Genomic DNA, 19,747 nt, shown 5'->3' on the forward strand with positions numbered 1-19,747 from the left:
TGGGCTAGCGAAGGTAATATTCGACGGTTGAGACTACCCGGACGGTTTTTACCGGCTGTTGCTGTTCCATGATGCCCGGCGCCTGATCCCGGGCCAGAATCTGGAAAACGCCCTGATTGGCACGTCGCAGCCCCCCGAGTTCCGCTTTTGCATCCTGGGCGAACTGGTCGGCAGCTTCCCGGGCCGATGCCGTGGCCTCGGCAATCATCTCCGGCTTGATGTCGTTGAGCCCGTTAAATACGTACGTCGGGCCGGACGGGCCGTAGTCCGAAGACAGCACCACTCCGGAGTCCACCAGTTCACTGACACCCTGGGCTGCCTGCCGGATTCGGTCGATGTCAGTACTGCGTACCATCAGCGTCTGGCTGATGATGAACTTCTGCTCTCCGTTGTTGGCCTGGTAAGGGTTGGCCCGGGTATCGGTGACATCCAGGCGCTGGAGTTCGACCGCATTCTGGTCAATGGCCTGCAGTTTGAGGAACGCCATGATCGCGTCCCGGCTGCTTCTGGCCCTTTCCTGGGCTTCACTCAGGGACGCACCGGTGGCGAGAAAGCGGATCGGCCACAGGGCCAGATCGGCATTCACTTCCCGTTCAGCCACACCTTTAACGGTCACGTAGCGGTCGCCTGTGCGCAGATCGGTCAGGCCATTGCCAATCAGGGCGGCAGAAATGATGGCACTGACGCCGAGAATCACTGAGGCAAAAAGTTTCATGGGGTGTCCCTGTATTACGTCACCGGAATGTTCCGGAAAGCGTCCGGTGTCTGGCTGCTATCCTGAGGTCATGGTCAAGATTAGCGTTTCACGCCCCAAGCGAAAAGGAAGGAAACATGACGGTTGTGAAAGTTGAGTGCATCAGAGGAAACATTGCTGAACAGCAGGATATGGATGTGATCGTCAATGCCGCCAACGCCGAACTTTTGCCAGGGAGTGGCGTGGCAGGCGCCATACACAGCGCCGCCGGACCGGGGCTGGCAGAGGAGTGCCGGGCTCTGGCGCCGATCAGGCCGGGGCAGGCAGTCATCAGCTCGGCTCACGAGCTGCCAAACCAACACGTAATCCACTGTCTGGGGCCGGTTTACGGGGTCGACGAGCCATCCGACCGTTTGCTGGCTGAGTGTTTCAGAAATGCCCTGTTGCTGGCAGATCGGCATAAGCTGACGTCCATCGCTTTTCCTGCCATCTCCACCGGGGTTTTCGGCTATCCACTGCAGGATGCGGCGGCAGTGGCCATGAAGGCGGTGTCTGACACGCTGGCGGAGCTCAACTCTGTTCGCCTTGTCCGGTTTGTGCTGTTCAGCGACGAGGACCGGAAGGTGTTTGAACAGGCACTTGAGTTGGAATCGGGCCTGTCAGGCCGGTAGCCGGCCGTTTCAGTCACAGCTTTTGTCGGTCGAGCGGCGAAAGCGGGCTGTCATCGCCTCACGTTCCCGCTGGGCGTCCCGGAATTCGTCGGGCAGAGGCTGGATAAAGTAGATGAAATCACCCTTGGCGCGATTATTCTCCAGGGGCGCTTCGTTGACGTCCCAAGGCCAGAAAGCCGGGCTTACGATGGCGACCGAGATTTCAGGCGCGCGCTGTTTCAGAAGCGCCACGGTGCCCAGGCCATTTTCACTGTGAAAGGTGCCAGTCACGTGCAGTACCTGGTGCTCCGGGTGCTCTGTCCGCGCCTGAAGAATACGTGTTGCCATGGCGTTGTCCCTGAGCAACTGGGCCTTGTAGGTGTTGTCCATCCGCTCGCTCATGGTGTCGTCTGCCTGGTGGCTTGCACCGATGGCCGCCATGAACTTTTCCCGGTATTCCGGGGTGTCCATGAAGGGTTTAGCGGGTAATTTCTGTCTCAAGGTGTCTGAAATACGGTCGAGATAGCCCGGGCCCTTGCGGCCAACGCAGCGGACCACGTCGGCCGGCGCATTGGACGCGATCACCGGAAGGTCGTGCCGGCGTGCAAACTCCACCAATGGACGATAGGAGGCACGGTAATTGTCCCAGGCTTCGGCGTCTTCGATCATTTCGGTTTCGCCCGTCTCTCCCCGCAGATAACGGTTCAGTTCGTCCTGACGATCCAGGTTGAACTGCTCCATGCTGAGAATCTGCTCCGGCCGCAGCCGAAACAGGGCGCTCTGAAGCCGGGATTGCAGAAGGTGTGAGCCATGGTGCCCGTGGTATTCCCCGACAACCACAACATCGACGTCGGCTAGTTGCTGCGCCAGTTCCTCCGGAGTCAGCGCGGTCTTGTTTGCCGGGTTTACGAGCAGGGCATCGTACTGGGTTTGCGGTGCCGAATTCAGCGTGTCGGGGGCTTTCGATGAAGGCATGGCAGTGCATCCGTTCATAACAGACAAAGTGGCAAACAGCAGGATTGGCGCGATAGGTTTCATCATAGTCTTTACGTAATGAACCCCGTCAGGATTTCTTTTTACGATCTTCGCGCCAGTCCGATCCCAGTCTTTCTTCCACGTATTCCCGAATGAACTGGCGCACTTTCTGGGATGGCGTCACATCTTCCTGCTTGCACAGTTCTTCAAAGGCGGCCTTTTTCTCGGGATCGATCAGCAACGTCAGGCGGGCAGTGCGGTTTTCCATTGGGTTTTTCTTTACCTCGGGTGGCTTTCGATGATGTTAACCGTATTAACATTGAATGTAGATATAATGAGCATATAATTAGTCGTTAAAAGTTGCAATTAACGAGTCACCCATGCCGCATCGAGCCCACCTTTTTTCTCTCCGGATGGCCCACGCATTCCGGGAAGCGTGTATTGATGAGCCCTACCGGGGCCGCCGTTTCCTGCGCGATGTGATGGCGGGTTTGACGGTGGGCATTATTGCCATACCCCTGGCCATGGCATTGGCGATCGCCAGTGGTGTTGCACCCCAGTACGGCCTCTACACCGCCATTATTGCCGGGTTTGTGATCGCATTGACCGGTGGCAGCCGGTTCAGCATCTCCGGCCCCACCGCTGCTTTCGTTGTCATTCTGTACCCCATCGCCCAGAGCTATGGGCTGGGCGGTCTGCTTTTGGCCACCTTGATGTCGGGCGTTTTGCTGATTCTGATGGCTCTGATGCGACTGGGTCGTTTTATCGAATACATTCCAGAATCGGTAACCCTCGGGTTTACCGGGGGGATCGCCGTGGTGATTGCCACCCTGCAGATCCGGGATTTTCTGGGCCTTCAGGTTGGCGATATGCCCGAGCATTATTGGGACAAGCTGGCCCTGCTGACCGGTGCGCTGCCGGAATTTGATGGTATGAGTACCCTGGTGGCCGGTGTCACCCTTGCCTGCATGTTGCTCTGGCCACGCCTGAAAACCCCGGTGCCCCCGCATCTGCCAGCGGTGGTGATCGGAAGCCTGCTTACGCTCTGGTTGAATGCCCAGGGTGCTGCTATCGATACCATTGGTTCAAGGTTCAGTTATCTCCTGCCGGACGGCACCGAGGGAGCGGGTATTCCGCCGTTCTTGCCGGAATTCGCCTGGCCGTGGCAGCAGGCAGGGGCATCGGGCGAGCCCGTCGGGCTGTCATGGTCGCTGGTCCGGGATCTGCTGCCGGCAGCTTTTGCCATTGCCATGCTTGGGGCCATCGAGTCTCTCCTGTGCGCCGTGGTGCTTGATGGCATGACTGGCAAACGCCACAGCGCCAACAGCGAGCTCATGGGGCAGGGCCTTGGCAACATCATCACGCCGTTTTTCGGCGGCATTACCGCCACGGCCGCCATCGCCCGCTCGGCGGCCAACTACCGGGCCGGCGCCGAGTCGCCGGTCTCCGCAATGGTGCATTCGCTGGTCGTTCTGCTGGCGCTGGTTTCGCTGGCGGGCCTGCTGGCGTATCTTCCCATGCCGGCCATGGCCGCCCTGCTGGTGATGGTGGCCTGGAATATGAGTGAGGCCCCCAAGTCCCTGCATCTTCTGAAAACCGCGCCGCGCAGCGACATCCTGGTTTTTCTCACCTGCTTTTCACTGACGGTATTGCTCGACATGGTCATTGCCATCACCACCGGCGTCCTGTTGGCGGCGGTCCTGTTCATGCGGGAAATGGCCCAGATGACCCGGGTTACAGATATCACCCAGAGCAAACGGATTGCAGAATCCCGGCTGCCCGATGGCTGGCAGGTGTTCAAGATAAACGGCCCCCTGTTTTTTGCCGCTGCGGACCGGATTTTCGGGGAACTGGCAGTGCTCGCCCGGAACGCCCGCGGATTCATTCTGTACATGGACGGCGTGACGATTCTCGATGCCGGCGGGCTGTCCGCTTTGAACAAGCTTATTGCTACCTGTGAACGGGACGGTACACAGATTGTGATTGCCGATCTTCAGTTCCAGCCTTTGCGCACCCTCGCTCGTGCCGGGGTTGCGCCGATAGCTGGCGTTAGCCGCTATACTTCCTCCCTGGACGAAGCTTTGCGTCTGATCAGTTGCCCTGCGTCTGAAACTGATCGGGCTTCCGGATAAAAACCTGATTCCATCCGTTTCCGGATGGTCTACCCTGACGCGACGAAAATACTCTCTTCAAGAGGACTGCCATGCTGCCTTTCCGGCTGATCGACCGAGTCAAATTCATACTGGAACGCCAGCTCGTCAAAGGCGCGGGATTTCAGCTTCTCGTGGTCGGTGTCTTCATTGGCCTGATCTCGTTAATCGGTGGCCTGCTTGTGGTTCCCCAGGGCGGCGACTTCGAAGATCCGGGCTCTGCAATCTGGTGGGCGTTTCTTCGGTTGACCGATCCAGGTTACCTGGGTGACGACGTTGGCACCTGGCAGCGCTTTGTTTCGACCCTGCTGACTATTAGCGGCTATGTGGTGTTCATGGGCACTCTGGTGGCGATCCTGACACGGTGGTTGATCGCTAAAATGGCGGATCTTGAGAGAGGCCTTACGCCGGTTACGCTGAAGAATCATGTGGTGGTGCTGGGCTGGACCAGCCAGACCCTCCCGTTGCTCTCCGAGCTGTTGGGCTCCAGTGGCCGGGTGCGCCGTTTTCTGGAAAAGCACGATGCCCAGAAGCTCAACCTCGTGGTGTTGTCTGAGGAGGCGTCTGCAGCCCAGGTTCATGAGTTGCGCACCGAGCCTGGTATCGGGCGCCGGGCCCGCCAGATCATCCTGCGATCGGGATCCGCAATCCAGCCGGATGCCCTGCACCGGGTGGCTTGCCTGGATGCAGCGGCGGTTATCGTGCCCAGCGCGGCCCACGAAGCTGGCAGCCTGGTCACATCGGACGTGGAGACGGTCAAGGCGCTGCTGTCCATAGCCGCGCAGGCAAGGCATTTTCAGTCCTCGTTGCCGTTTGTGGTGGCCGAGATCCAGGACGTCCGCAAACTCCCGGTGATAGAGCGGGCCTACCCCGGGGCCGTGGAGGTCGTGGCAGGCGATGCCACCATCAGTCGCCTGATGGTGCAGAACATCCTTCATCCTGGCCTGTCTGAAGTGTTCAACGAGCTGCTGACAGCCGGTGAGGGTAACGAGATCTATATCCGCGGAGGCGAGTCGCTGGCAGGCATGACGCTGGGCGAGCTGGCGGCCGCCCGGCCCGAAGTCATCGTGCTGGGGCTGTTGAAACCCAGCGGTTCAGGATGGGACGTCCAGTTGCTGGCGCCCTCAGACTCACCCATTGCATCGGCTGATCGGGTGGTCATCATGGCCCGGGATTACTCCGAGACCGAGCCGAATCCCAAAAAGGCGCCCTTGCCTGCCTTGGTGAGAGGGCAGGCGGTGCGGGTTGAGCGGCCCGTGGACCAGATGAATCACCGGGTTCTGGTCTTAGGCTGGAACCGACGCGTGCCCAGCCTGATCGCGGAGTTCCTCAGCTATGGCCACCGTCATTTTGAGGTGGATCTGGTCTCCGTGGTTCCCAAAGCCGAACGGGAACAGGCCATTGCACGCTATGTCGACAATTCGGACCGCCTGACCTGTCGGCATATCGAGGCGGACTACATGGTGGAGGGGGAGCTCCGCCGGATAGGGCCGGCGGGCTACGATACCGTGATCCTGCTGAGCAGTGACCGGCTGGCTTCTGGTGAAGAGGCCGATGCCCGGGCGATGGTGGGGTACCTGCAGCTTGAGGACATCCTGGCCGATTTTGCCCGGAGGCCTCAACTGATCATGGAGTTGAGCGACCCCGACAACCGGCACCTGCTGGATGGGCATCAGAGCGAGATGATGATCAGCCCCATGATTCTCAGTCATGTTCTGGCGCAGGTGGCGTTGCGGCGCGAGCTTCGCATCGTGCTGGATGAACTGTTCACCGTTGGCGGTGCCGAGATCCAGTTCCGGGATCCGGCGGATTACCCTTTGCCCGCCAGTGCGACGTTTCAGGTGCTGGAAAAAACGGTGGCGGCCGAAGGTGAACTGGCACTCGGGATATTTCGGCACCGTGCCAATGAAAGCGAGCGCCACCTGCAGCTGAACCCGCCCCGCAAGGACTACCTTGAGTTACAGCCGGGTGACCGGTTGGTGGTGCTTTGCATGACCTGAATGCCGGTCAGTCGATGCTGTCGAGCAGGGCCGCCATGATGTCGTCCATGACCACAAAGCCTTTGAGATCATTGTCGGCCAGCACCAGAAGGCGCTTTACCCGGTATTTGCTCATCAGGCTGGCAGCGTGTCGGACGTTCAGATTCTCGCCAACGCTGATGACAGGCTTGGCGCAGGCGTCGTAAACGTTCAGAAGGTCGATGTCGCCGTCTTCGGCAATAACCGTTTTTAGCACGTTGGTATAGGTGATCAGACCCCAGGCATCGTGCTCGCTCGTTTTCTCCACCACCAGCGATTTCACAGAGTGCTGTTTCATCTGTGACAGCGCCTCACGGATGCTGGCAAACGGAGAGATGGTCATTACATCCCGCACCATCACATCTTTGACCAGTTTCATGGCTGTTCTCCGGTTACAGTGAATCTTTCAGATGTTGTTCGAATTTTGCGACCTGGGACATGTCGATCCCGCCCAGGTGTTCCAGGGGAAGTGTGAACACCAGTCCCCTGGAATCGTTATGGTCGGGCATGAGTATCTTCTGGATAACCTTCAGAATATCGAGCGAGAGGCCCTTCTCCAGCACCATCAGCAGAACGCTTTGGCTGCCGTCGTAGGTCAGGCCGAAGAAGGTTTTTTTCGCGGTGTTGCTGATGCCGCGGCCGGGAATCACCGTGATACCACCGGCGCCAAGGTCCCTCGCGGCATTAACGCAGTCCTGTTCCTGATCCTCTGGAACAATTGCTACCAGAACCGAAAATTTCATGAGTCTGTTTTCCTCTGCTTGGCAAGCATTTCAACAATGATGGCGTAGCCCATCACCGTCACGATCGGAAAGATGGAGGCGAAGGCAATCAGGCCGAACCCGTCGATCAGCACGTTACGGCCTTCAATGCTGCTGGCCAGACCAATACCCAGTGCGGTTACCAGAGGTACGGTAACCTCGGAGGTGGTAACCCCGCCAAGATCGTACGCCAGCGGGATGATGTATCTCGGGGCCAGCGCGGTCAGGATGATGACCAGAATATAGCCGCCAATGATGTAATGGTGAATGGAGTCGCCACTGATGATCCGGTGGACGCCGAGGGTGATCCCGACAGCGACCCCGACCGCCACGATAATCCTGATGGCATTGCCGTTTATGGTACCGGCCGCGGCCTGTTCCGCCTGGTGTCCGATTGCGATCAACGCGGGTTCGGCCATGGTGGTGGCGAACCCGATCATGAAGGCGAAGAGATAGACAAAGACGAAGCCCTCCATGCTCATCAGTTGCCGGGCCATACTGGTGCCGATCGGGAACAGGCCGAGTTTCAGACCGACCACGAAGGCATAGAGACCGAGCACCACCAGCGCAAACCCGAACAGGATCTTGCGCGGGTTGGTCAGCCCCCGGCGCAACACCAGGTACTGGAAAAAAAGGATGGTGATAATGATCGGAAGTACATCCCGGATCATGCCGGCAAGATCGAGCAGCATCGTCAGCAGAACGGGAGTCTGATCGGCGGTTCCATTGTGTACCAGGGTTGGCACCGTGGTCGGATCGGTGGTAACACCGGAATAGACAAAAATCCCGTAAAGCTGAACGGTAATCATGGGAACCATCACCGCGAGGGCAACCAGTCCGAAGCCGTCCAACAAGGGGTTTCGACCCCGAATGGAAGCCGCGAGACCAATGCCCAGGGCGGCAATCAGGGGAACGGTGACGATGTTGGTGGTCACGCCACCTGAATCGTAGGCAAGACCAACAATCTCGGGTGGCGCGAACCAGGTAATGATCACCACCACGATGTAACCGATGATCATGAACCAGTGCAGCGGGTAACCAAATATGGTTCTGAACACGCCCAGGGCAACGACGAGGCCAACGGAAACGGCCACCAGTATCCTGAGTGTCAGGGCCTTTATCTTGCCCTCGCTGATTTCCTCCGCCTGCTGGGCCACGGCAATCAGTGCCGGCTCTGCCACCACCGCAGAAAAGCCCATTGCGAAGCCGAACGAGAGCAGAACCGGCACAGAGCCCCTGCGGGCAAACTGATTGGACAGACTTTTGCCAACCGGGAAGATGCTCAGCTCAAGGCCCTGGAGGAACAGGGCAACGCCGACAGCCACGATCAGCAGACCCGCTGCCATCGCAAACGTGTTGTCCGGCATTTGCCGGAGAATAACAAGCTGGAAGAAGACAACGACGGCGATGATCGGAAACAGGTTCTTCAGGGCATGCACAAGGGAGTGGCTGAAAGCTCGCAGGTAGAACACTGTTTGCGCCTGATGGGGTCGGGTGATGCTTGCTCACTGTTAACAGTAACAATAGCCACTTTTCCGATGTTGATCCAACTCAAGAATAAGGGGTTCTTACCATTCACCAGGAAAATGCCGAAAATAGATCATATAAATTTCAATTATAAATTTGAAACCACTAAAGTAACCATCAACGTCAGCGCTTCGCTCAAAAAGTGAGCAGGTTGTTGGCTTCGGAAGTGGCTGTACGCTTCTCCGCATCGACTTAGAAAACCAACGTAGAAAGGATTGAGACCATGCCCTACGCACAAGACGTTGACCAGATCGCTTCCCTGTTGAAGCAGCACCCGACCTGGAACGCCATCAACCCGAAGCACGCCGCTCGCATGCGCGCCCAGAACAAGTTCAAGACTGGTCTGGACATCGCCAAGTACACCGCCAAGATCATGCGCGAAGACATGGCGAACTACGACAAGGACACTTCCCAGTACACCCAGTCCCTGGGCTGCTGGCACGGCTTCATCGGTCAGCAGAAGATGCTGTCCATCAAGAAGCACTTCGGCACCACCAAGCGTCGTTACCTGTACCTGTCCGGCTGGATGGTTGCTGCACTGCGTTCCGAGTTCGGTCCGCTGCCTGACCAGTCCATGCACGAGAAGACTGCCGTATCTGGCCTGATCGAAGAGCTCTACACCTTCCTGCGTCAGGCGGATGCCTGGGAACTGAACCACCTGTTCCGTGCCCTGGAAGAAGCCGAGAATGCCGGCGACAACGCCAAGGCTGAAGAGCTGATCAAGCAGATCGACAACCACGAAACTCACGTTGTTCCGATCATCGCTGACATCGACGCTGGTTTCGGTAACGCCGAAGCGACTTACCTGCTGGCCAAGCAGATGATTGAAGCCGGTGCCTGCTGTATCCAGATCGAGAACCAGGTCTCTGACGAGAAGCAGTGTGGTCACCAGGACGGCAAAGTAACGGTTCCCCACGCCGACTTCCTGTCCAAGATCAACGCCGTTCGTCTGGCGTTCCTGGAGCTGGGTGTGGACGACGGTGTTATCGTTGCCCGTACTGACTCCCTGGGCGCTGGCCTGACTCAGAAAATCGCCGTGACCAACGAGCCGGGCGATCTGGGCGACCAGTACAACAGCTTCATCGACGGTGAAGTGATCGAGAAGGCAGAAGACATCAACAACGGCGACGTTGTGATCAAGCAGAATGGTCAGCTGGTTCGTCCGAAGCGTCTGGCGTCTGGCCTGTTCCAGTTCAAGCCGGGTACTGGCGAAGACCGTGTGGTTCTGGATTGCATCACCAGCCTGCAGAACGGTGCTGACCTGCTGTGGATCGAAACCGAGAAGCCGCACGTTGGCCAGATTGCAGCCATGGTTAACCGCATCAAGGAAGTGGTTCCCGACGCCAAGCTGGTTTACAACAACAGCCCGTCCTTCAACTGGACTCTGAACTTCCGTCAGCAGGTATTCGACGCATGGAAGGAAGAAGGCAAGGACGTTTCTGCCTACGACCGCGCCAAGCTGATGAGCGAAGAGTACGACAACACCGAGCTGGGTCAGCTGGCCGACGAGTGGTGCCGTAACTTCCAGCGTGACGGTTCACGTGAAGCGGGTATTTTCCACCACCTGATCACCCTGCCGACCTACCACACCGCGGCCCTGTCTACCGACAACCTGGCCAAGGGTTACTTCGGTGACGAAGGCATGCTGGCCTACGTGGCTGGTGTACAGCGCAAGGAAATCCGTCAGGGTATCGCTACCGTTAAGCACCAGGACATGGCTGGTTCCAACATCGGTGACGACCACAAGGAATTCTTCGCTGGTGACGCGGCCCTGAAGGCCGGTGGTAAAGACAACACCATGAACCAGTTCGGTTAATCGAAGGTTCAGATGTTGTCGAAGCGGGCCCGAGGGTTCGCTTCAATCCCCAAAACCCCGCCTAGAGCGGGGTTTTGTTTTTCTGACACTGCGAATTTCACGTAAGTGTCTGAGACGACGCGATAAAACGTACGTATCCTCCTTTTTGTTTGCCCTCCCTGTTTCATTCCTGAAACAGTTTCAACGGTGCCAGGGCCCGTTGATTTTCGATTGAAAAAAAGAAAACCCTTTAAAAACATGCGCCTGATTCCAGTTTCTCAATTGTGGCACGGGAATCGCTACTTTGTTCTGGCGGGTCTGAACCTTGGCTTACCCGAAGGCTAGCGGGTTGGGTCGGATCCCTTAAAAGCCAATAACTTCAAAGGAAATGACATCATGAACACCAAAAAAACACTGCTAGCAGCTGCCATCGCCATGACAATGGGCGTTTCCGGTTTTGCCTATGCGGACCAGGGCGGAGACGGCGATCCGAATACCAACGCGGACAACACCTCCACCGCCAACAATGACCAATCCGGCAATACCGACTCCGGTAATGACAACTCCACTGACAGCTCGGACAACAGCACAGACGTGGCTGATTCGTTCAAGATTGCGGACAGTGGTAACGACAACTCCACGGATAGCTCCGATAACTCAACCAATGTTGCGGACAGTGCGAACGACAATTCCGACAACAGCACCGATGTGGCTGATTCGTTCAAGATCTCCGACAGCGGTAATGACAATTCGGACAATTCCACCAACGTTGCTGACAGCGGTAATACCGCTGTGGCCGATAGCGGAAATGACAACTCCGACAACTCCACCAATGTGGCAGACAGTGCGAACGACAGTTCGGACAACTCCATTAATGTCGCAGACAGTGGGAATGACAGTTCGGATAATTCCACCAACGTCGCCGACAGCGGGAATGACAGCTCCGATAACTCCACGAACGTCGCGGATAGCGGAAACGACAATTCCGACAACTCCACGAATGTTGCTGACAGCGGCAACACCGCCGTGGCCGATAGCGGAAATGACAACTCCGACAACTCCACCAATGTGGCAGACAGTGGGAATGACAGCTCCGATAATTCCACCAACGTCGCGGATAGCGGGAACGACAACTCCGACAACTCCACCAATGTAGCCGATAGCGGTAATACCACCGTCTCGGATAGTGGCAATGACAGCTCCGACAACTCAACCAACATTGCCGATAGCGGGAACACCACTATCTCCGACAGCGGAAATGACAGCTCCGACAACTCATTGGCCCTTGATCTGGATGTGTTCCTGAACAACGCCGATCTCGATGGCAGTGTATCGGGCTCTTCAACCAACTACGGCGATGCCAACGGCAGAGCGTCCTACACCGATGCCCGGAACCGCAACGAAATCTCTGGCGGTTCCGCGAACTTCACCGGTGTTGGCGCCTTTGCCCAGAATGCAGGCAATGGCAACGTTACACAGGCGAATGTCAGTGTAATGTCCAACCTGTCCACCGGTGGTGGCACCCAGTAAGGAATCCCGGCCGCGCCTTAACGGGTGCGGCCCGGTTATTCCGGGAGAACTGCCATGGGTTACGTCATCAGATGGAAACTGAAGGCTGCCTTGCTGGCGTTACTGTTCGCGGCAGCGGGATTTGTTTCAGCTGAGGAGTGGCTGGATGCCGCGCCGATGTCGGCGGATCAGTTGGCGGATGCAAGTGGTCGCCAGGGAATCCCGATGCAGTGGCAGATTAACGACAACCAGCAAAATGCAAATGTGTCCGATAATCTGCTTTCAGGAAATGTCGTCACAGGTGATAACAGTATTTCCGACAACGCGTTCGGCAACATGAGTGGGGTTGCCACGGTTATCCAGAACACCGGCAACCAGGTGGTCATTCAGGACAGTACCCAGATCAACATACTGATCAATCACTGACGGAGGTGGGCCATGACCAGGAAGGTTCTTGTCGCGGTTTGCGCGAGTGCCGGGCTGCTATGGTCCACCGCATTTGCCGGCTCGGTCATGGTGCCGGGTATTGGCGGTGATGTTCAGGTAAACGTTACCAGTTTTGAGAGTCGCCGGTTTGATAGTGTGATGCGCCAGCAATACGACTTCAGTTGCGGCTCCGCAGCAGTTGCTTCCTTGTTGTCCTTTCACTACCAGGACCGGGTAACAGAACACGATGTCTTCATCGAGATGCTTGCTTTGGCAGATGAGCAGAAGGTACGCCAGAACGGATTCTCCATGCTCGATATGAAGCGCTATCTGGAGGCCAGGGGGTACCAGGCCGACGGTTTTCGCATGCCGTTGACCGGCCTTAAGGAGAAGGTGCGCCTACCCATGATTGTGTTGTTGGACATTGATGGATTCCGGCATTTTGTCCTGATCAAGGGTATCAGTGACAGTGAGGTTCTGGTGGGCGATCCGGCGCGGGGGTTGAAGGTCTATTCCTACTCAAGATTCAGCGAGTACTGGAACGGTACCGCCTTTGTTATTCGCAGTCATCTTGTACAGGGGCGGGACGGGTTTCTCGGTGACGGACATTGGCCGCAAGTGGCCAGGGCGCCGATGCAGAAAGGCCTGAGTGGTCCTTCGCTCGGGCACACATTGCCCTACTGGCCCTCCACAAGGGAATGGTGATGATCATGATGTCCCGGATGCCTGCCATAGCGTTACTGGTTGCTTCATTTGCAACGGTGTCACTATCTGCGCGAGCAGAGCTGGTGCTTGGTGTCATGCCCCTGAGTGATGCGCAACTGTCTGAATATCGGGGTGGTTTCCTGATGGATAACCTGGAGATCAGTATCGGCCTGGAACAAGTTGTCGGCATTAATGGTGACACCCTGGTGGTCAATCGCCTGACCATTCCCAACCTCAACCAGGCGGTCAACGGCGGATTGGTGGACCATCAAACGGAAACTGTACTGGAAGTGATCAGCGCGAACCGCAGCGGCGGTGCGCGGGTAGCCAGCCAGATGGCGGGTCCCAACGGCTGGATGACTGTGGTTCAGAACAGCCTTGATAGCACTGTGATACAAAATATGCATCAGCTGAATATCGAGCTGAACAATCTGGGTGTCGGGCATCAGTTCCCGGCCCGCTTCAGTGATCAACTGATTCAGTTACTTGGTCGCTGAGAGATTCTTGATTCCTCCCTAGAGACTGATCGGAAGCTTGAGTGTGATCTCGCTGTTAGGCGCGTTTTCAGTAACACCAATGCTCACCGTCAGGCTAAGAGATGTGGACTGCGACAGGCGCTGGGACAGCCCGAATGACAGTGATCCGATCTGAATACGGTCGAAATTGGATTCGAAGAGATCAATGTCTCTCTCGAATGTAGTTTTGCGAATGATCGAGTGGTCATAGCCCAGGCTGAATGACGTGCGATCGTTAAAGGCGAACCCCATCCCGAAGCCAAAACGCACGATATCGCCGGGGTCGACCGTGCCTCCGTTTTCAAAGCCTTGCTCCTCTTTGAGAGTCCAGACATAACTCAGATTGCCAAACAACACGGCCGGGTCGGTCGGATAGATAAATGAGAGTCCGGGTTCGAAGGCCCAGAAGCCTGAACCTGTTGGCCGGCTTTCCAGCTCTATGCCAATCGGATTGCCCTGATTATCCTCGATGACCCTCTGGCCAACGTCGTAGGGGCCCTCGCCAGTTGGCGCTCGCACGCGCAGCCCGCCGATCACGTAGGGCCAGCCGCCCAGGCCATCGGTTAACTGATAGCGAGCTGAAATTTCAACATCACCGAGACCCTCTCCGGAGGATTCTCGCAGTGTATCCACCGGTGTGCCCTGGAAAACCTCACGCTCTCTCAGATCCTCATTGATGCTCAGGTAGGGCACGCGTACCGCCGCTTCAAATTTGCTGGTAAAGCCGTATTTGAGTGACATGGCACCGACAAAAATATCGCGCTGGATCTCCGAAATGTTGATCAGCCCGATCAACAGGGCAGGGATCACCGTGTAACCTTCGATCGCGACTGCCGTTGAGTTGCTGTGGGCATGGGAAAAGGATGGTTCGATGGTAAACCGACCCGGCCGGGTGACGATGCCCCGATCCGCGGTAATGGAGGCAATATCGGTTGCCGGGTCGTGGCCTTCTTCAGGTGCTGTGCGGATATTCGTCGGGGCGGGCGAGGCATCGTCGTCGGCCTGAGCGGCTTCCGCCAACATTGAGTAGCCCAGAGAAAAAAGCGGGATGACCCAAAGTATGTTTTTATTCATGTGGCAATCTCCTTCAATAGTCCTTCTTCGGCTGGGTTGCGGAACCATGCGGCACGCGGTGCTTATCCATAAGCCGGTAGAGCGAAACCCGTGAAATATTCAGAAGCCTGGCAGCTGCTGACACGTTGTTGTGGGCAAGCGCGAGACTTACCGAGATCGCCTGTCTGTCCGCTCTGGAGCGAAAAGCGTCTAGTGAGAGTTCTCGGTTGCGGTCGTGGTTATCGTTTGGGTTGGGGATGAAACCCATGTCTTCGGCGCTGATCTGTGGGCTTTCTCCCAGCAATAATGCCTGGCGCAAGCGGTTCTGCAGCTCCCTGAGGTTGCCGGGCCAGGGGTGTTCAGCCAGGCAGATCATTGCAGCGTCACTGAGCCGCCGGGCGCCATTAGCTGAGGGTGTGGCCGAGAGCATCCGGTTGGCCAGTACGGGAATGTCTTCCCTCCTGTCGCGTAGTGGGGGCAAAAACACATGCAGGCTTCCAAGTCGATAAAACACATCGCTTCGGAAATCCCCGGTCTTGACCAGCTGTTCAAGCGGTTTCGTGCTTGTTGCAATGAGCCGGGTATCGACGCTGATGGGATGATTTGAGCCCAGGCGCTCAATCAGGCCCTCCTGAAGGAAGCGCAGAATGGCCGATTGCTGCTCTGGGCAAAGTTCATCGACACCAATCAGTAAAAGAGTGCCGCCATTGGCCGCCTCGATTCGCCCTTTCTGGGCACTCATGGCATGGGTGAAAGCCCCTTTTTCGTGTCCGAAGAGCTCATTCTGGGTCAGAGAGCGGGGTAGGGCTGCACAGTTCACTGCAATCATTGGCTTGTTTTTTCGGGGCGAATGGTCGTGAATGAAACGGGCTGCGGCTTCCTTGCCGGTTCCGTTCTCGCCATAGATCAGTACGGACTCTTCAGTGCGGCCGAATTTCTGCAACAGCTCTCTGACATGCCGAATAGCCACGGATTCTCCCTCCAGAGCAAAGTCGTGGTAACAAGCGGGTTTTGCCCGGGACGCAGTTGCCTGCAGTTCAGACATTCCCCACAGGTGACCGAGAATTGCATTGAGCCGCTCGGCTTGAAGAGGCAGTGTGTGGTAGTCCTTGCAGTAACGGTTTATAAGAGCACAGATTTCAGGGCTCTGAATCTGGTGAGGTTCCAGTGTGGCGACCCAGTGCTGGACCGGGACAGTGTCCAGCCAGTCGGGAAGACGAGTCAGTTGATCCCCTTTCAGAGAGGCGAGGTCGAAGACGCCCACTCTGGCTCCACCCTGGGGCATCCCGCCTGTGTGGGGTTTGTCTGAGGCAGAGACATGAATAAGCTGCCAGTCCCTGAGCAAGGACCCGCTCGCAGCCAAAACCGGGTACACCGCCGACAACCAAACAAGCGGTCGTTTTTCCTTCATGGCGACTCTCCCAGAGAATGTGCCTGGAAAACGAACTGCTGAACGTTCAGTAAATGCTGGTAATACCGGAACTGCTCGATCCGATCACTGCCCTGTGACCGCATACGGCTGGGGAAACAGGCAAACAACTCCTGCTGGCAGACATTCAGTTTGTATGCCAGTTTATACACTTGTAGGCCTTTCAGGAGCTTAAGGACAGAGGATTCTGTCATCCCCGGCTTCCTGTAAAGTTTACCGACACGGGCTGCAAACCAGGCGGACAAGGACTGAAAGCATGGAGTTACAGTGAGCGCCAGTCAGGCAGTTGTTTTTTCGATACTGGGGATCGCCCTGGTGCTGTTCGTCTGGAATCGAATCCGGTTCGACCTGGTCGCCCTGCTGGCGCTTCTCGCCGTTGCCGTCGCCGGGATCGTGCCGGCGGATCAGCTATTCGATGGCTTTGGCCACCCGGCGGTTGTGACTGTGGCGGCGGTTCTGGTGATCAGTCAGGGACTGGTCAATGGCGGTGTGGTTGACCGCCTGGCCCGCCTGCTGGGCAAGGTCGGACACCGGCCGACTCTGCAGGTGTTGATGCTGACCTCGGTGGTGGCTCTCTGCTCGGGCTTTATCAATAACGTCGGTGCGCTTGCACTTCTGATGCCGGTGGCAATCTGGATGTCCAGGGAAGCCGGTCGGTCGCCCTCGCTGCTGCTGATGCCCCTGGCGTTTGGCTCCCTGCTGGGTGGGACCATGACCCTGATCGGCACGCCTCCGAATATCATCATTGCCAGTTACCGGGAAACGGGTTCCTTTGGCATGTTTGATTTCGCGCCGGTGGGCCTGGCGATAACCCTGGCTGGCATCGCCTTTATCACTCTGGCGGGGTGGCGTCTGACGCCCAGACGGGGGAAACCCGATGACGGCGGCAAGCTGTTCAGCGTGGGGGATTATGTTACTGAGCTTCGGGTTCCGGACGATTCCTCGCATATTGGCGCAACACTGCATAGCCTGCTGACACAGGCTGACGCCGAGAAGGATGTGGTGGTGCTCGCGCTGATCCGGGATGACAAGCGGTCACTGGCACCATCGACGTTTTCCGTGCTGCGCGGCGGCGATCTGCTATTGGTGGAGGCAGATACCGATGCTTTGCAGGAATTTCTGGACAGCACCGGCCTTGAGTTGGCGAATGTCGAGGAGTCCTCCTCCGAAGAGTCCGACGAAGATGAGAGTGCACCGGAAAAACCGCACGAAAAGTCACTGTCGGAGGGTGATGTCCGCTTGATGGAAGCGGTGATCACGCCGGAATCCGGTTTGATCGGGAAAACCGCCAACAGGTTGAATCTTCGTGAGCAGAATGGTCTCAATATTGTTGCTGTTGCACGTCAGGGACAACGGTTGCAACGACGCCTGGGTGACATCAGCTTCCAGGCCGGTGACATTCTGCTCGTGCAAGGTGAGGAGGAAGCCTTGCGCGTTACCCTTCAGGGGCTGGGGTGCCTGCCTCTGGCAGAGAGGGGGCTCAGGTTCGGCCGCGAACGCAACGCGCTTCTGGCTAGCGGATTGTTTGTAGCTGCCATTGCCGTGATCGTCGTTGGCTGGTTGTCGCCGCCCGTCGCGCTGGTTGCCTGCGCCGTTGCCATGGTTCTCAGTGGCGTTCTCAGCAACCAGGAAGCCTACCGGGCAATCGACTGGCCCGTTATCGTTTTGCTTGCGGCAATGATTCCAGTGGGACAGGCCCTCGAAACCACCGGTGGCGCGGAGCTGATTGCTTCCTGGATGCTGATGCTCGGCTCCGGGGGCGATGCCTGGGTGGTCGTTGCGATTGTTCTGATGGGCACGATGTTGCTCTCGAACGTTGTGAACAATGCAGCGGCCGCCATTCTGGTTGCACCCATTGCCCTGAGCCTTTCGGGTCAGCTGGGCATTGCCGCAGATGCCCTGTTGATGGCGGTTGCCATTGGCGCATCCTGCGCCTTTCTGACACCGGTAGGACACCAGTCCAACGCGCTGGTCATGGAGCCCGGTGGCTACCGGTTTGGCGATTACTGGCGCCTGGGGCTGCCGTTGTCTCTGTTGGTAACCCTGGTGGCTGTTCCTGCCATTCTGGCTGTTTGGGCGTGAGAGCGTTTAACCCGGTTCTGAACTCTCTGGTATGCTGACGAAACCGTTTGACGATAAGTGGTTGGCGAGATGACAGCGATTGAGCAAATCGATGCGGCAAAGGCGGAATTGCTGGATCAGCTTGAATGGACACGGAAGCGTACCGAAAGTCTTGTCTGTTCTCTTCCGGAGACCGCGCTGGACGTTCCCTACCATCCGGGCGTCAATCCACCGCTCTGGGAAATGGGGCATGCGGCCTTCTTTTACGAAGTCTTCGTCTTCAACCTGCTGGATGGCACACCGAGCCATGATCCTGCCATGGACGACCTGTGGGATTCGTTCCACATCGAACACCGGGATAGATGGAACCGGGAGTTGTTTCCCGGGCGACAGAAAACCTTAGAGTACTTCAATCTAATCTATGATCGCGTGGCCGAGCGGATCGAAAAAGAGCCGTTAACCGACCAGGCTCGTTACCTGTATCGCTACGCAATCTACCACCAGAACATGCACATCGAGTCGATGATCTGGTGTCGCCAGACTGTCGGCTACCCGGCGCCGCCGGGCACCGATCTTTATCGGCCGGCACCGGGCGATCCACATGGGGGAGACGCGGTAGTGCCGGCCGGGGAGTGGCTGATCGGAATGCCGGGTGAGTCAGAACGTTACGCCGGTGAAGACTTTGGCTTTGATAATGAAAAGCCACGGTTTGCCGTGAAACTGGAATCGTTCGCCATTTCGAAATGCCTGGTCAGCAATCGCCAGTTCATGGAGTTCGTGGAAGACGGTGGCTACCGACGACCCGAGCTCTGGTCTTTTGGTGGGCAGAAGTGGCTTCAGACCGAAACCGACGTGGCTCTGGTTCATGGCAGTGACGCGCCCATGTTTCGGGCGCCCCGTCATCCGTTGTACTGGCGCTGGCACGATGACCAGTGGCAGGAGCGTCTGTTTGATCGCTGGCAGCCCGTGAACCCGGACGCACCGGTCACCCATGTGACTTACTGGGAGGCGGAGGCCTGGTGCCGCTGGGCAGGGCGTCGTCTGCCGACGGAGTATGAATGGGAAGTGGCAGCCCTTGGCAATCGACCGGGCGAGCCATTCCGGCACTTTCCCTGGGGCAACTCGACACCGGATGAGCGCCTGGCTGATCTGAACGGGCGCGCCATGGCCCAGAATCCGGTGTTTGATTTTCCCGATGGTGACAGCCCCTTTGGCTGCCGCCAGATGACAGGTACGGTCTGGGAGTGGACCAGTGATCAGTTCCTGCCTTACGACGGCTTCAAGGTGGATATGTACCCTTTCATGTCCACCCTGCAGTTTGGTGATCACAAGGTCACCAAGGGCGGTGGTTGTGCAACATCATCCTGCCTGATCAGGGGCACCTATCGGCAGGCTTACCTGCCCCTGCGTAACGATGTTTATACCGGGTTCCGTACTTGTGCCCTCGGGGAAAACTAGCCTGCTTGCCGCGCCCAGAGG

General features: G+C 57.4%; 19 protein-coding genes. 10 read left to right on the top strand and 9 right to left on the bottom strand.

Annotated features, from left to right (window positions below):
• Positions 1-4: 4 nt before the first annotated feature.
• Positions 5-715 carry an SIMPL domain-containing protein gene (locus tag AC13DD_RS09250; RefSeq protein ID WP_053113143.1) on the bottom strand — a complete coding sequence of 237 codons (711 nt, stop codon included), beginning with the start codon at positions 713-715 and terminating at the stop codon, positions 5-7.
• A gap of 116 nt (positions 716-831) precedes the next feature.
• On the opposite strand from AC13DD_RS09250, the gene AC13DD_RS09255 reads away from it, so the two are divergent.
• Positions 832-1,365, top strand: a complete 534-nt coding sequence (locus AC13DD_RS09255) for a macro domain-containing protein (protein ID WP_008173304.1) — start codon at positions 832-834, stop codon at positions 1,363-1,365.
• 9 nt (positions 1,366-1,374) lie between these two features.
• On the opposite strand, the gene AC13DD_RS09260 is transcribed toward AC13DD_RS09255, so the two are convergent.
• On the bottom strand, positions 1,375-2,319 hold the full coding sequence (locus AC13DD_RS09260; RefSeq protein WP_008173303.1) for a ChaN family lipoprotein: 945 nt from the start codon (positions 2,317-2,319) through the stop codon (positions 1,375-1,377).
• 88 nt (positions 2,320-2,407) lie between these two features.
• Positions 2,408-2,587 carry a hypothetical protein gene (locus AC13DD_RS09265; protein WP_008173301.1) on the bottom strand — a complete coding sequence of 60 codons (180 nt, stop codon included), beginning with the start codon at positions 2,585-2,587 and terminating at the stop codon, positions 2,408-2,410.
• A gap of 112 nt (positions 2,588-2,699) precedes the next feature.
• Between AC13DD_RS09265 and dauA the strand changes: the two genes are divergently transcribed.
• Both dauA and AC13DD_RS09275 read left to right on the top strand, forming a co-directional pair.
• Positions 2,700-4,451, top strand: a complete 1,752-nt coding sequence (gene dauA, locus AC13DD_RS09270) for a C4-dicarboxylic acid transporter DauA (protein ID WP_053113142.1) — start codon at positions 2,700-2,702, stop codon at positions 4,449-4,451.
• A gap of 71 nt (positions 4,452-4,522) precedes the next feature.
• Positions 4,523-6,469, top strand: coding sequence for a CASTOR/POLLUX-related putative ion channel (locus AC13DD_RS09275; RefSeq protein ID WP_053113141.1), 1,947 nt, complete (start codon positions 4,523-4,525; stop codon positions 6,467-6,469).
• 7 nt (positions 6,470-6,476) lie between these two features.
• On the opposite strand, the gene AC13DD_RS09280 is transcribed toward AC13DD_RS09275, so the two are convergent.
• From AC13DD_RS09280 to AC13DD_RS09290, 3 genes are read right to left on the bottom strand one after another with little or no spacing between them, the layout of a single operon-like run.
• Positions 6,477-6,866, bottom strand: a complete 390-nt coding sequence (locus AC13DD_RS09280; RefSeq protein WP_014578444.1) for a CBS domain-containing protein — start codon at positions 6,864-6,866, stop codon at positions 6,477-6,479.
• Positions 6,867-6,879: 13 nt separating this feature from the next.
• Entirely contained in the window at positions 6,880-7,230 is a 351-nt protein-coding gene (locus tag AC13DD_RS09285; protein ID WP_014578443.1) for a hypothetical protein, read from the bottom strand.
• A complete protein-coding gene (locus tag AC13DD_RS09290) occupies positions 7,227-8,720 on the bottom strand; it encodes a DUF1538 domain-containing protein (protein WP_053113140.1) in 1,494 nt (497 codons plus the stop codon). The genes AC13DD_RS09285 and AC13DD_RS09290 overlap by 4 nt, the downstream gene beginning before the upstream one ends.
• A 278-nt stretch (positions 8,721-8,998) precedes the next feature.
• Here AC13DD_RS09290 and AC13DD_RS09295 point away from each other — a divergent pair, with 278 nt between their 5' ends.
• From AC13DD_RS09295 to AC13DD_RS09315, 5 genes are all read left to right on the top strand, one after another.
• Positions 8,999-10,591 (top strand): isocitrate lyase, encoded by a 1,593-nt coding sequence (locus tag AC13DD_RS09295; protein ID WP_482931076.1) that lies wholly within the window; start codon positions 8,999-9,001, stop codon positions 10,589-10,591.
• 375 nt (positions 10,592-10,966) lie between these two features.
• Positions 10,967-12,100 (top strand): hypothetical protein, encoded by a 1,134-nt coding sequence (locus AC13DD_RS09300; protein WP_104270831.1) that lies wholly within the window; start codon positions 10,967-10,969, stop codon positions 12,098-12,100.
• Between the two features lie 54 nt (positions 12,101-12,154).
• Positions 12,155-12,505: a hypothetical protein gene (locus tag AC13DD_RS09305; RefSeq protein WP_104270832.1), complete on the top strand. Its 351-nt coding sequence runs from the start codon at positions 12,155-12,157 to the stop codon at positions 12,503-12,505.
• Positions 12,506-12,517: 12 nt separating this feature from the next.
• A complete protein-coding gene (locus AC13DD_RS09310; protein WP_104270833.1) occupies positions 12,518-13,210 on the top strand; it encodes a C39 family peptidase in 693 nt (230 codons plus the stop codon).
• Positions 13,210-13,707 carry a hypothetical protein gene (locus AC13DD_RS09315; protein ID WP_241956221.1) on the top strand — a complete coding sequence of 166 codons (498 nt, stop codon included), beginning with the start codon at positions 13,210-13,212 and terminating at the stop codon, positions 13,705-13,707. The genes AC13DD_RS09310 and AC13DD_RS09315 overlap by 1 nt, the downstream gene beginning before the upstream one ends.
• An 18-nt stretch (positions 13,708-13,725) precedes the next feature.
• Here the strand turns inward: AC13DD_RS09315 and AC13DD_RS09320 are convergent, their stop codons facing one another.
• The 3 genes from AC13DD_RS09320 to AC13DD_RS09330 are packed head-to-tail and all read right to left on the bottom strand — an operon-like array spanning position 13,726 to position 16,401.
• Positions 13,726-14,799, bottom strand: coding sequence for a transporter family protein (locus AC13DD_RS09320; protein ID WP_104270834.1), 1,074 nt, complete (start codon positions 14,797-14,799; stop codon positions 13,726-13,728).
• A gap of 13 nt (positions 14,800-14,812) precedes the next feature.
• Positions 14,813-16,189, bottom strand: coding sequence for a sigma-54 dependent transcriptional regulator (locus tag AC13DD_RS09325; RefSeq protein WP_104270835.1), 1,377 nt, complete (start codon positions 16,187-16,189; stop codon positions 14,813-14,815).
• Positions 16,186-16,401, bottom strand: coding sequence for a hypothetical protein (locus AC13DD_RS09330; RefSeq protein ID WP_104270836.1), 216 nt, complete (start codon positions 16,399-16,401; stop codon positions 16,186-16,188). Before AC13DD_RS09330 ends, AC13DD_RS09325 begins: the two co-directional genes overlap by 4 nt.
• Positions 16,402-16,474: 73 nt before the next feature.
• Here AC13DD_RS09330 and AC13DD_RS09335 point away from each other — a divergent pair, with 73 nt between their 5' ends.
• Both AC13DD_RS09335 and senA read left to right on the top strand, forming a co-directional pair.
• A complete protein-coding gene (locus AC13DD_RS09335) occupies positions 16,475-18,289 on the top strand; it encodes an SLC13 family permease (protein WP_104270837.1) in 1,815 nt (604 codons plus the stop codon).
• Positions 18,290-18,358: 69 nt separating this feature from the next.
• On the top strand, positions 18,359-19,726 hold the full coding sequence (senA, locus tag AC13DD_RS09340) for a selenoneine synthase SenA (protein ID WP_104270838.1): 1,368 nt from the start codon (positions 18,359-18,361) through the stop codon (positions 19,724-19,726).
• The last annotated feature ends 21 nt before the right edge of the window (positions 19,727-19,747 follow it).

This window comes from Marinobacter sp. L-13, assembly GCF_056857715.1.